The sequence below is a fragment of the Achromobacter aegrifaciens genome (assembly GCF_902859735.1).
Taxonomy (GTDB): Bacteria; Pseudomonadota; Gammaproteobacteria; order Burkholderiales; family Burkholderiaceae_B; genus Achromobacter; species Achromobacter aegrifaciens.
In genome coordinates this window covers 56,912-69,185 of the sequence record NZ_CADIJY010000018.1, presented here as the reverse complement: position 1 = coordinate 69,185, position 12,274 = coordinate 56,912, and the positions used below count along the sequence as shown (strand labels likewise).

General features: G+C 67.0%; 11 protein-coding genes. 4 read left to right on the top strand and 7 right to left on the bottom strand.

Annotated features, from left to right (window positions below; genetic code table 11):
* Positions 1-272: 272 nt before the first annotated feature.
* Complete coding sequence (locus HV766_RS27720) at positions 273-1,268, bottom strand: Bug family tripartite tricarboxylate transporter substrate binding protein (protein WP_175182214.1); 996 nt, start codon at positions 1,266-1,268, stop codon at positions 273-275.
* 220 nt (positions 1,269-1,488) lie between these two features.
* Here HV766_RS27720 and HV766_RS27715 point away from each other — a divergent pair, with 220 nt between their 5' ends.
* From HV766_RS27715 to HV766_RS27700, 4 genes are all read left to right on the top strand, one after another.
* Entirely contained in the window at positions 1,489-3,264 is a 1,776-nt protein-coding gene (locus tag HV766_RS27715) for an IlvD/Edd family dehydratase (protein WP_175182213.1), read from the top strand.
* A gap of 11 nt (positions 3,265-3,275) precedes the next feature.
* Entirely contained in the window at positions 3,276-3,941 is a 666-nt protein-coding gene (locus tag HV766_RS27710) for a GntR family transcriptional regulator (protein ID WP_054459076.1), read from the top strand.
* A gap of 122 nt (positions 3,942-4,063) precedes the next feature.
* Complete coding sequence (locus tag HV766_RS27705; protein WP_119451805.1) at positions 4,064-4,888, top strand: class I SAM-dependent methyltransferase; 825 nt, start codon at positions 4,064-4,066, stop codon at positions 4,886-4,888.
* 301 nt (positions 4,889-5,189) lie between these two features.
* The gene (locus tag HV766_RS27700; RefSeq protein ID WP_175182212.1) at positions 5,190-5,987 is read left to right on the top strand and encodes a class I SAM-dependent methyltransferase; all 798 of its coding nucleotides are present in this window, start codon (positions 5,190-5,192) and stop codon (positions 5,985-5,987) included.
* A 35-nt stretch (positions 5,988-6,022) separates the two neighbouring features.
* On the opposite strand, the gene HV766_RS27695 is transcribed toward HV766_RS27700, so the two are convergent.
* The 6 genes from HV766_RS27695 to HV766_RS27670 all read right to left on the bottom strand — a co-directional run bounded on the left by HV766_RS27695 (position 6,023) and on the right by HV766_RS27670 (position 12,274).
* Positions 6,023-7,681: a TRAP transporter large permease gene (locus HV766_RS27695; protein ID WP_175182211.1), complete on the bottom strand. Its 1,659-nt coding sequence runs from the start codon at positions 7,679-7,681 to the stop codon at positions 6,023-6,025.
* A gap of 2 nt (positions 7,682-7,683) precedes the next feature.
* Positions 7,684-8,310 (bottom strand): TRAP transporter small permease subunit, encoded by a 627-nt coding sequence (locus tag HV766_RS27690; protein WP_175182210.1) that lies wholly within the window; start codon positions 8,308-8,310, stop codon positions 7,684-7,686.
* Positions 8,311-8,384: 74 nt separating this feature from the next.
* Positions 8,385-9,161 (bottom strand): ABC transporter permease, encoded by a 777-nt coding sequence (locus HV766_RS27685; protein ID WP_175182209.1) that lies wholly within the window; start codon positions 9,159-9,161, stop codon positions 8,385-8,387.
* Positions 9,158-9,967: an ABC transporter ATP-binding protein gene (locus tag HV766_RS27680; protein ID WP_054459062.1), complete on the bottom strand. Its 810-nt coding sequence runs from the start codon at positions 9,965-9,967 to the stop codon at positions 9,158-9,160. Before HV766_RS27680 ends, HV766_RS27685 begins: the two co-directional genes overlap by 4 nt.
* On the bottom strand, positions 9,964-10,989 hold the full coding sequence (locus HV766_RS27675) for an ABC transporter substrate-binding protein (RefSeq protein ID WP_175182208.1): 1,026 nt from the start codon (positions 10,987-10,989) through the stop codon (positions 9,964-9,966). Before HV766_RS27675 ends, HV766_RS27680 begins: the two co-directional genes overlap by 4 nt.
* Positions 10,990-11,053: 64 nt before the next feature.
* Positions 11,054-12,274 carry a xanthine dehydrogenase family Fe-S subunit gene (locus HV766_RS27670; protein ID WP_175182207.1) on the bottom strand — a complete coding sequence of 407 codons (1,221 nt, stop codon included), beginning with the start codon at positions 12,272-12,274 and terminating at the stop codon, positions 11,054-11,056.

The window sequence follows — 12,274 nt, the reverse complement described above, 5'->3', positions numbered from 1 at the left end:
GCCGTCCCGGGAAGGCCCGCAAACTACATTACGGCCTAGTCTATTCGGGGTCAACCACTGTATACAATCTCGCGAGGGTTTTATTGCGGTTTATTGCGTCCCCTTTGGCGGTTCATAGCGCAAAAGTTTGCATCCACCCTTTTTTCAGTGCGTATTCCCCAGTTTGCGCGCAAGCCTTGTTGCGTCTTTCACGAGCGCGCGCGCAAACAAAATCGCCGGAGGTTCCGGGCGGAACTTCCGGCGGGTGACGTATAGCCACAACTTTAGGGGTATTAATCCCCCTTCACGCCTGCGTCGTCGATGACTTTGGTCCAACGCGCCAGTTCGGCCGACACGCGGACGCCGGCGTCGGCCGGCGTGGTCCAGGTGGCGATGGCGCCCTGGTTCAGCAGCGAGGCCTGGACCTCAGGCTTGGCCAGGATCTTCTTCAGTTCGCCATTCAAGCGCTGGATCACGGGCGCCGGAGTATTGGCGGGCGCCACGATGCCGAACATCGAACTGACCTCGAAATCCTTCAGGCCGGCTTCCGCCGCGGTCGGCACGTCCGGCAGCGCGTCCACGCGTTGCGCCGACGTCACCGCCAGCGCGCGCAGCTTGCCGGCCTTGATGTTGCCCTGTGCCGCGGGCACGGTCTCGATCATGCTGAGCACCTGCCCGCCCATCAGGTCGGTCATCGCCGGGCCGCTGCCCTTGTAGGGTACGTGCAGTACGTCCACGCCGGCGGTGCGCTTGAACATTTCGGCGGCCAGATGCTGCGGCGAGCCGTTGCCGGCCGAACCCATGGTGATGTACCCGGGCTTGGACTTGGCCAGCGCGATGAACTCGGCCAGCGTTTTCGCCTGCACCGACGGATTCACCACGAACACCAGCGGCACCGTGCCCACGATGGACACCGGCGCGAAGCTCTTCTCCACGTCATAGGTGACGCGGCCGCGGTACAAGGCGGCGTTGATGGAATGGCTGGTCAGCGCGCCCATCAGCAGCGTATAGCCATCGGGCTGCGCCTTGGCGACCTGGTCGGCGCCGATGTTGCCGGCGGCGCCCGCCCGGTTCTCCACGATCACCGACTGGCCCAGCGCGCCGGTCAGCTCCTGCGCCAGCACGCGGCCGATCACGTCGGTCGCGCCTCCGGGCGGGTACGGCACGATCATGCGGATGGGCTTGTCGGGGTAGGCGTCGGCGGCCAGGGCGGGAGCGGACACGCCGGCGCACAAGGCCAGCAGGGAAAACAACACGGCGCGGCGCGGCCGCAGACGCAGGTCTGACATGTAGGTCTCCTGCCGGGATGAGTATAGGAATGAAACGGACGCCCGGCTCGTCAACCGCGCCAGTGTAGGTTCACCTTCTTGATTGAAGAATCAGAATTTTTCTATCGACTGATCTACATACAGGATCAATTAAAAGGCGCCGATAAATCGCTTGCAGCCACTTTCAAAGGCTGGATATGATGCCGCCATCAGATTATCAATAATATTATCGAGATAAATAATGAAGGACGAGATCAAGAAAGACGCAGCCGCGCCGGGCCCTTTCAGCAGTGACGGCGCCACCGCTCGAGGCGTGGCCCGCGGGCTCACCAACTACGGCGACACCGGCTTTTCGCTGTTCCTGCGCAAGGCCTTCATCAAGGGCGCGGGCTTGACCGACGACGCCTTGTCGCGCCCCATCATAGGCATCGTCAATACGGGCAGCAGCTACAACCCCTGCCATGGCAACGCGCCGCAACTGATCGAAGCGGTCAAGCGCGGCGTCATGCTGGCCGGCGGCCTGCCCATGGACTTTCCCACCATTTCGGTGCACGAGAGCTTCTCCCAGCCCACCAGCATGTACCTGCGCAACCTCATGTCCATGGACACCGAGGAAATGATCCGGGCCCAGCCCATGGACGCGGTGGTATTGATCGGCGGCTGCGACAAGACCGTGCCGGCCCAGCTGATGGGCGCGGCGTCTGCCGGCGTGCCCGCCATCCAGCTGGTCACGGGGTCCATGCTGACCGGCTCGCACCGCGGCGAGCGCGTGGGCGCCTGCACCGACTGCCGCCGCTACTGGGGCCGCTACCGCGCCGAAGAGATCGACGCGGCCGAGATCTCGGACGTGAACAACCAGCTGGTCGCCAGCGTGGGCACCTGTTCCGTGATGGGCACGGCCAGCACCATGGCCTGCATCACCGAAGCCCTGGGCATGATGGTGGCCGGCGGTGCGTCGGCCCCGGCCGTCACCGCCGACCGCGTGCGCGTCGCCGAGAAGACCGGCGCCACGGCGGTCGCCATGGCCGCCTCGCGCCTGACGCCCGACCGCATCCTTACCGGCAAATCCATCGAGAACGCCCTGCGCGTGCTGCTGGCCATCGGCGGCTCCACCAACGGCATCGTGCACCTGACGGCGATCGCCGGCCGCCTGGGCATAGACATCGACCTGGCCGGCCTGGACCGCATCAGCCGCGAAACGCCCGTGCTGGTCGACCTGAAGCCCTCCGGCCAGCACTACATGGAAGACTTCCACCACGCCGGCGGCATGCCAGCCCTGTTGCGCGAGCTGCGCCCCTACCTGCACCTGGACGCGCTGACCGTGTCGGGCCGCACGCTGGGCGAGGAACTCGACGACTCCCCGCCCGCCTTCGCGCAGGACGTGATCCGCACCGCGGCCTCGCCCATCTACCCGGTGGGCGGCCTGGCCGTGCTGCGCGGCAATCTGGCGCCGGGCGGCGCCATCATCAAGCAATCCGCCGCCAATCCCAAGCTGATGGAGCACGAGGGCCGCGCCGTCGTGTTCGAGGACGCCGAGGACATGGCGCGGCGCATCGACGACGAGGCGCTGGATGTCACCGCCGAAGACATCCTGGTGCTCAAGCGCATCGGCCCGACCGGCGCGCCCGGCATGCCCGAAGCCGGCTACATGCCCATCCCCAGGAAGCTGGCGCGCGCCGGCGTGAAGGACATGGTGCGCATCTCCGACGGCCGCATGAGCGGCACCGCCGCCGGCACCATCGTGCTGCACGTCACGCCCGAAGCCGCCATCGGCGGCCCGTTGGCCTACGTGCAGAACGGCGACCGCATCCGCCTGTCGGTGGCCAACCGCGAGATCGCGCTGCTGGTGGACGACGCCGAACTGGCGCGCCGCGCCGTGGCCCAGCCCATCGTCCGCCCCGTCGCCGAACGCGGCTACCGCAAGCTGTTCCTGCAGACCGTGACCCAGGCCGACCAGGGCGTCGACTTCGACTTCCTGCGCGCCGCCGTCACGCGCGACACCGTGCCGAAAAAGTAGGCGGCAAGCCCATGGACGCCATCGCACCCGACTCCATGCCGATGCCGGCCGCGGTCGCCATCCTGGAAGAAGACATTGTCTTCGGCCGGCTGCACCCGCGCCAGCGCCTGACCGAAGATGAACTCATGGCGCGCTTTTCGCTCAAGCGCCATGTGGTGCGCCAGGTCCTGGCCGACCTCGAGGCGCTGGGCGTAGTGGAAAAAAAGCGCAACATCGGCGCGGTCGTGCGCGCATACGCGGTGCGCGAAGTCATGGAGCTGTATGCGCTGCGCCAAATGCTGGAAGTGCATGCCGCCAGCCAGATCCCGCTGCCCGTGCCGCAGGCGCGGCTGGCGGCGCTGGTGGCCGTGCAGCGCGAACACGATGCGGCGGTAGCCGATGGCGACGCGCGCCGCGTGTTCCGCAGCAACCAGCGCTTTCATCGCGAGTTCTTCGGTTTGCTGGACAACGCGGTGCTGGGCCAGGCCATCGAGGAATACGCCCGCCGCACCCACCCCATCCGCTTCGGTTCGCTGGCCGCGGCCGGCTACCGCGAACGCGCCCGCCAGGAACACTGGGCCATGATCCACGCACTGCGGGATGGCGACCGGGAGGGATTGATGGCGCTGTGCCGGGAGCACCTGCTGCCGTCGCGGGACGCTTATCTGGCGGCGGAACAGGCGCGGCTGGGGGCATGAGCCCACACCCGGCGCCGGTCGCCAGGCGACCGCGCCGCGCCTAAAATGGTGTTCCCAGCCGCAGGACGCGGCTGCGTTGAATCTGAAGACCGCCCCGCGCGGCCGCTTTGGAGTCGAACATCATGAACACTGCTCCTAGTGATCGTGTTTTCTCCGGATCCATCCCGCAGTTCTACCAGCGGTACATGGTTCCTCTCGTCTTCCAGCCCTATGCCGCAGACATCGCCGCACGAACGGCGGCGCTGCATCCTGCGGCCGTGCTGGAGATCGCCGCAGGCACAGGCGTAGTGACGCGCCAACTCGCGGAGCAGTTGCCCGCCGGCGCGGCCATCGTCGCCACCGATCTGAACCCGGCCATGCTGGAACAAGCCCAGACGCTGGGCGCAAGCCGCGCCATCACCTGGCGCCAGGCCGACGCCCTGCAACTGCCTTTTGAGGACCAGGCCTTCGATGCCGTGGTGTGCCAGTTCGGCTACATGTTCCTGCCGGACAAGGCTGCGGCCTACGCCGAAGCGCGTCGGGTCTTGCGGCCGGGCGGCGCCTTCCTGTTCAACGTCTGGGACCGCATCGAGGACAACGCGTTTGCCGATACGGTGGAACAGGCCCTGGCGCGGCTGTTCCCCGGTGATCCCCCCAGGTTCATGAGCCGGATTCCGCATGGTTATTACGACGCGGCCGTCATCAGAGCCGACCTGGCCCGCGCCGGATTCACCGGCCGCCAGACGCTGGAAACCATTGCATTCGAAAGCCGCGCCGACACGCCGCAGACGGCTGCAATCGCCTATTGCCAGGGCACGCCGCTGCGCAACGAGATCGAGGCCCGCGGCGCGGACATGCTGGGGCAGGCGGTCCATGCCGCGACCGATGCGCTGCGTGCGCGCTATGGCGCGGGGCCCATCGCAGGAAAGATCCAGGCGCATGTGATCACGGCGCCGCGCGGCGCATAGCTGCGCGACGGCCGCGCGATGAACCGGCGGCGGGCGGCCGTTTGTCCCACCGCGCCGTCCCGGTTAAGCTTGCAACCTTCTCTCCTTCCACCGGAGCACTCAGAGTGAACAAGTAAATGCCGGGATGCCCACGCATCTTGCCCCCCTCGCTGCCTGGCGCGCGAGCCGCATTGCTTGTTCGATTCTGATGTCTTGCAGGACCTGGCCCCTATCGGCGCGCCGCGTCCTGCTCCCTTCGGGCACAGGCTCGCGGATCGCGTGTCCATCGGCAGTTTTCCCCTTTTGACAGAAGGAAAACGCAATGCCTGCGACTGACACCATCGATATCTATGAACACAACCGCGCCGCCTGGGACCGCCAGGCCGCGCAGCAATGCGCCTGGTCGCAACCGGTCGGCCCCGAAACGATCGAGGCCGCGCGCCGCGGAGACTGGCAGGTGCACATCACGCCGCGCGCCCTGCCCGCGGATTGGCTGCCGGCGATGTATCCGGTTCCGCGCATCCTGTGCCTGGCCTCCGCCGGCGGCCAACAGGCGCCCGTGCTGGCCGCGGCCGGCGCGGACGTGACCGTGTTCGACGCTTCGCCGCTGCAACTGGCCCAGGACGACATGGTCGCGCGCCGCGACAGCCTGGCGCTCGCAACCGTGCAGGGAGACATGCGGGATCTCTCGGCGTTCGCCGACGCGTCCTTCGACTGCATCGTGCATCCGATCTCCAACCTGTACGTGCCCGACGTGCGGCCTGTTTGGCGGGAGTGCTTCAGGGTGCTGAAGCATGGCGGCAGGCTGCTCAGCAGCTTCTACAACCCGGGCGTGTTCGTCGGCGACCGCGCGCCGGAACTGGCCGAGCAGGGCCTGATCCGGCCGCGCTTCCGGCTGCCCTACTCGGACCTGCGCGACCTGAGCGCATCGGAACTGGCGGAAAAGCAAGGCCGGGGCGACGCGCTGGTGTTCGGGCACAGCCTGGGCGAACAGATAGGCGGCCAGCTGGAAGCCGGATTCCTGCTGAAGGGGTTTTATGAAGATGAACAGCCCCAGCCGCGCTTCCTGATCGACCGCTTCCTGCCGACGTTCCTCGCCACACACGCGGTCAAGCCCTAAAGATCAAGGGGCGTCCCCTGGACGCCCCTGTCGCATCACTTGAACGGATTGGCATCCGCGCCGTAGGCGCTGCCCCCGTAGCCGCTGCCTCCGACCTCCAGCGAGACCGAACTCGGGTCGACCACCGCGTCCGTGCCCTTGTAGTGCATCACCATCCCCGGGAACGCCATCACCGCGGCCACCATCAGCAGCTGGATCACGATGAACGGCACCGAACCCCAATAGATCTGCCCGGTGGTGACCGGCTCGATCATCTTGCCCGTGACCCTGTCCTTGTAGCGGTCCCGTGGCGCCACCGACCGCAGATAGAACAGCGCAAAGCCGAACGGCGGATGCATGAACGAGGTCTGCATGTTGACGGCCAGGATCACGCCGAACCAGATCAGGTCGATGCCCAGCTTGTCGGCCACCGGCCCCAGCAGCGGCACGATGATGAACGCCAGTTCGAAGAAGTCCAGGAAGAATGCCAGCACGAAGGTCAGGATGCTGACCACGATCAGGAAGCCCCACTGTCCGCCCGGCAGGCCGGTCAGCAGATGCTCGACCCACAGGTCGCCGTTGACGGCGCGGAATGTCAGGCCGAACACGGTGGAACCCACCAGGATGAACACGACGAAGCAAGACAGCTTGGTGGTCGTGTCCATGGCCTGCTTGAGCAGGTCCAGCGACAGGCGGCGGCGCGCCACCGCCATCAGGATGGCGCCCACCGCGCCCATGGCGCCGCCTTCGGTCGGCGTGGCCACGCCGATGAAGATGGTGCCCAGCACCAGGAAGATCAGCGCCAGCGGCGGGATCATCACGAAGGTCACGCGCTCGGCCAGGGCCGACAACAGGCCCAGGCCCAGCGCCTTGTTCACCAGCGCGATGACGAAGGCGGTCGCGCCCCAGAACAGCAGCGCCACCACGATGCGCTCGTCCATCGGCGCGGTGTGGTTCTCGACCCAGCGGCCCAGAAAGTATGCCGACACGGCGGAAATCGTCATCAGTACCAGCAGCGAACGTCCGCCGCGGCCACCATTCGGCTCCTGGAAGCGGCGAGCCTCTTCCGGCAGCGCGGGCGCCGAATCCGGCTTCAGCAGGCTCATGATGACGACATAGACGATGTACAGGCCGGCCAGGATGAAGCCCGGCACCATGGCGGCGCGGTAGATGTCGCCGATGGAACGTCCAAGCTGGTCCGCCAGGATGATGAGCACGAGCGAAGGCGGAATGATCTGCGACAAGGTGCCGGACGCGGCGATCACGCCGCTGGCCAGCTTGCGGTCATAGCCGTTGCGCAACATGATCGGCAGCGATATCAAGCCCATGGAAATGACCGACGCCGACACCACGCCCGTGGTCGCGGCCAGCATCGCGCCCACGAACACCACCGCGATGGCCAGGCCGCCGCGGATCGAGCCGAACAGCTGGCCTATGGTCTCCAACAGGTCCTCGGCCATGCCGGATCGCTCCAGTACCAGGCCCATCAGCGTGAAGAACGGCACCGCCAGCAGCGTGTCGTTGGAAATGATGCCGAACACGCGCTGCGGCAGCGCCTGGAACAGCGAGGAGTTGAGCAGGCCCAGCTCCATGCCGACCAGGCCGAACAGGATGCCGTTGGCCGCCAGCGCGAACGCCACCGGAAAGCCCAACAGTAGAAAGATGATCAGCGTCGCGAACATGATCGGCGCCAGATTGGCAATGAGAAACTCCATGATCAGCGACCCTTGTTGTTCAGTTCGTTCTGCGCGGCCGCCTCGCGCGCCTGCGCTTCGCGGGCGATTTCCTCGGCCAGTTCTTCTTCCGCGCTCTTGGCTCCCTCGCGTTCGCGCGGGTCGCGGCAACGTCCCATCAGGAAGCCCACGCACTTGATCAGATGCGACAGCCCGGCCAGCACCAGCAGCGCGAAGCCCACCGGAATCAGCAGCTTCACCGGCCAGCGGATCAGTCCGCCCGAATTGGAGGAATATTCGTTGCTGAGGTACGAATCCATGAACACCGGCCAGGACAGGTACATGATCAGCAGGCAGGCCGGCATCAGGAAGAACAGCACGCCGAAGATCTCGATCCCGATCTGCGCGCGGCGCGACAGCCGCGACGCAATGATGTCCACCCTGACGTGGTCGTTTTTCAGCAGGGTGTAGCCTGCGGTCAGCAGGAACATGGCGCCGAACATGTACCACTGCAGCTCCAGCCAGGCGTTGGAGCTGTCGTGGAATATCTTGCGCATGATGGCGTTGCCGGCGCTGACCAGCACAACCAGCAGCGTGACCCAGGACACGGCCCGGCCCACGCGTAGATTGATCGCGTCTATGCCACGCGACAAGGCGAGTAGTGCTTGCATCTGTTTTCCCCAGAATCGTTTCTAATCACGCACCTGCCCCACATTCAGCCCGTGGTGCCCCGGGCTAGAACCTGTCAATCGTCTTCGCGGTGGTGCCGCAGCCAGGGCGTCAGGCGCCGTTCCAGCCACACCAGCAAGGCAAACAGCAGCATGCCCATCAGGGCCAGCACGAAGATCGCGGCGAACACCCGCACCGTGTCGAAGGTGCCCTGGGCACTCATGATCACGTAGCCCAAACCGCGCTGCGAGGACACGAACTCGCCCACGATGGCGCCCACCAGCGCCAGCGAGATCGAGACCTTCATGCCCGCCAGGATCGAAGGCAACGCGCTGGGCAGCCGCACCTTGAAGAAGAAATCGCGCCGCGAACCCTTCAGCACGCGCCCCAGGTCCAGCACGTCCTGCGGCACCGAGCGCAGGCCATGGACGGTGTCCACGATCATCGCGAACACGGCGATCAGGAAGGCGATGGCGACCTTGGGTTCCGCGCCCGTGCCCATCCAGATCACGAACAGCGGCGCAATGGCGACCTTGGGCACGCTGTTCAGCGCCACGATCAGGGGATAGATGAAGCGTTCGAACCAGCGCGACCCCACCAGCATGACGGCAATCGCCACCCCGGCCACCACTGCCAGCGCAAAGCCCGCCAGCGTGGTCATCAGTGTGTAGGCAGCGTGGCCGGCATACCAGCTCCATTCCGCGGCCAGCTCCAGCGCCACCTGGCCGGGCAGCGGCAGCATGATGGCGCGCACATGGAAAATCCGCGCGGCGGCTTCCCACAGCAGCAGGAAGACCAGCACCGACACCAGCCCGGCCATGCGCCGGCCCGCCCCTTTCAAGAGCGCGCTCATTGGACGGACTCCAGTCCGGACGCGGCGCGCGCGCCCTCGTCTATCAGGCCCATGCTCTGGAACATGCCGCGGATGTGCCGCACGTATTCGCCGAATTGCGGCGTCTCGCGCAACGCCAGCGGCCGGGGCCGCGGCAGGTCGATTTCTATGGTTTCGAGGATCCGGCCCGGGCGCGGCGAGAACACCATCACCACGTCGCCCAGGAATACCGCCTCGGCGATGCCGTGCGTCACGAACAACACCGTGTTGCGCGTTTCCATCCAGATCCGCTGCAGCTCGACGTTCATCTGGTCGCGCGTCAGCGCGTCCAGCGCGCCGAAGGGTTCGTCCATGAGCAGCAGCTTCGGATCGTCCACCAGCGCCCGGCAGATGGCGGCGCGCTGCCGCATGCCGCCGGACAGTTCGCGCGGATAGCTTTCGGCAAACTTTTCCAGCCCGGTCAGGGCCAGCAGCGCGCGCACCTTGTCGGCATAGGCGGCCACCGGCTTGTGCGCAAACTCCACCGGCAGCAGGATGTTGCGGCGCACGTTGCGCCACTCCAGCAGCGCGTCGCGCTGGAACACCATGCCCATGCCGTCCGGCGGCCCCTGCACGGGCACGCCCTCCACCCGCAGCTCGCCGCTCGAAACGGTCTCCAGCCCGGCCACGCAACGCAGAAAGGTGCTCTTGCCGCAGCCGCTGGGGCCCAGGATGCTGACGAAGCGGCCGCGCGGCACGTCGACCGACACCGACGCCAGCGCTTCCACCCCCGCCGCGCCGGGGTAGCGCTTGCGCACGTCCGTTGCGGACACGGCCCACTGCGTCATGGTTGCACCAGGCTGTCGTAGCGTTCCGGATGCACCAGGTCGGGCGCATAGAACGTGGCGGGCTGCGCGCCGGCGCTGATCAGCCCGACCGTCGACAAGGTGGCGACGGCCTGCGTCCAGTCCTGCGGCACGATGGCGCCCAGCCGCGCGCCCGCCGCCGGCTGGCCGAAATACGGCTGCAAGGCGTCGATCTGCCCGCGCAGCACCTTCTTGTCCAACCGGGCCTGCGGCCGCTGCGCCAGGATGGCGGCGACCGCCTCGTCCTGGTGGCCGGCGTAGATGTACTCCCAGGCCCGCGCGCTGACGCTCGCAAAGCGCGCGATGGCGTCGCGCCGCTGCGCCAGCTTGGACTCATTGGCGAACAGGCCGAAACTGGGCATGTTCAGGCCGAAATCGGCGAAGCGCACCGCGCTGGACGGGCGATTCTGCGACACCACGGGCAGGAAGAACGGAATGGTGGAGAATGCCGCGTCGGCCCGCCCCACGGCATAGGTCGACGCCTTGCTGGCGGCGTCCACGTTGATCAGTTCCAGGTCGCTCTTCTTGAGCTTGCCCGCGGCCAGGAAGGCATCGATGAACGGCGCTTCCAAGGAGCCCGCCGTATAGGCCACCTTCTTGCCCTTGAGCTGCGCCGGGCCGGTGATGCCGGCATCGGACTGCACCAGCAGCCCGATGTCGCTCTGCCTGGCGAACACAGCCACGGCCTTGACCGGCATGCCTTTCTCGCGGGCGATCATGGCCGAGGCCAGGGCGGCATGCCCCAGATCGAAGCTGTCGCCGGCGCCAACGATCTGCACCGTCGTCACGGATCCATTGCCGTCCTCCAGCGTCACGTCCAGGCCGGCCTGCTTGTACCAGCCCTTCTGCTGCGCCAGATGGAATGCGCCGTGCACGCCCCAGGGCGTCCAGTCCAGCCGCACCTTCAAAGGCTCCAAAGCCTGGGACCAGGCGGGCGCGCTGAGCGCGACAGCAGCCAGGCCCAACAACGCGTTGCGCCAGTTTCTTGCGAATACCGCGAGCATGATTTTCCCCGTTATGTGCCGACACAGCGCGGCCGCGCCCCGCGGCCGCTGGTACCCCGCGTGTTCAGCCGCCGCGGCCGAACCACCGCTTGATGCGCGCCCACAGCACGCTGAAGAACATGGCTGTGGGATTGAAGCTGGCCTGGACCGGCGCCTCACCCGCGGCAGCGGGTCGGCGCAGTCTGGCCGTGACGTTGTTGCCGAAGTCCGCGATCATGCGGCGCACGAAGTCCTGCACCAGGCCCGAACGCGAAAACTGCGCCAGCGGCCCTTGCAGCGAATACAGCAGGTTCACGTGGACCTGCGTCTCGTTGGCCGACAGCGCCTCCAGGCGATACGTGATGTCGCCGTTGGCGCGCGACTGGCTGAGCGAGTCCTGCCCCGCGCCGCGAAACACCGCCTGCATGGCCGCGTCGTCGCGTTCCAGGCGGGCCGCGCCATTGAAGGCGGCGGACATGGGGCCGAACTTGATCGCGATCTTGCCCTTGACCCGGTCGCCTTCGTGTTCCTCGATCGACGCGCCCGGCAGGCAGCTGGCCAGGGCTGGCAGGTCCACCATGAAGGCCCAGACGTCAGCAGCCGGGAAAGGCACCTTGAAGCCGCCGTCGATCTGGCTGCCACGGCCCTCTTTCTTGCCTTCCTTCTTACCGGCCGGGGCGGCAGCCGGAGCCGGCGCCGCAGCGGCGCTTGCGGCCGGCTGGCTGGCCGCCGCAGGCGTGAACCCCGCGAACGCCACCGGCTTTTCCGCTGCTGGCGCGGCGCCCCGGCCCTGCGCCTGAGCGGCGCGCAGCGCCTCTACCGCGGGATCGGGCTGTTCCCTGAGTTCGGCCAGCACCGACATGACGGCGGCGACGATGCCCATGTATCCGGTGCAGCGGCACAGATTGCCGGACAGCTCCACACGCACCCGGCCTTCGTCCGCATCCGCCAGGCGCAGCACGATATCGCGCGAGGTCGCCAGCATGCCCGGGGTGCAATAACCGCATTGCAGGGCGTGGTGTTTGGTAAAGGCGGCGCGCAGCCGCTGCATCACCGGATCGGCGTCATAGCCTTCGATGGTGGTCACCTGCCGGCCTTCGCAGGCCACCGCGAACGAGATACAGGAGCGCACCGGCGCGCCATCCACCAGCACCGTGCAGGCGCCGCAGACGCCGTGCTCGCAGCCAAGATGGGTGCCGGTCAGGCGTGCCTGATCCCGCAGGAAATCCCCCAGATGCATGCGCGCGGGCGCCTCGTGCGATACGCGCTTGCCGTTTACTTCCAATGTCACCTGAACCATGCTCAT